Annotated in this window: 1 protein-coding gene; it reads left to right on the top strand. The window is 50.5% G+C overall.

Annotated elements, in window-relative coordinates; all coding sequences use genetic code 11:
• Nucleotides 1-20 precede the first annotated feature (20 nt).
• On the top strand, nucleotides 21-295 hold a 275-nt coding region (locus tag R0J87_RS19425; protein WP_498888295.1), incomplete at its 3' end, for an NAD-dependent epimerase/dehydratase family protein.

Below are 295 nucleotides of genomic sequence, written 5' to 3' on the forward strand. Positions count from 1 at the left end.
TCTAGAAAGGATGGGGAATAATGAAGATTTTAATTCTCGGGGGCACCCGCTTTTTAGGGCGCTTTTTAACGCAAGCTGCCATCGACCAAGGACATGAAGTCACCTTATTCAATAGAGGAAAAGAAAATCCTGAAATCTTTCCGGAAGCTGAGAAATTGATCGGAGACCGCAACGGAGAGCTCGCCGCATTGGAAGGGCGGACATGGGATGCGGTGATCGACACGTGCGGTTTCTTGCCGCAAGTCGTACGGCAATCGGCGGAACTTCTCGCCGGCAATGCTGGACATTACACCTT

Origin of the sequence: Halomonas sp. SIMBA_159 (genome assembly GCF_046536035.1) — a bacterium.
In the GTDB taxonomy this organism is placed as follows: domain Bacteria; phylum Pseudomonadota; class Gammaproteobacteria; order Pseudomonadales; family Halomonadaceae; genus Vreelandella; species Vreelandella venusta_A.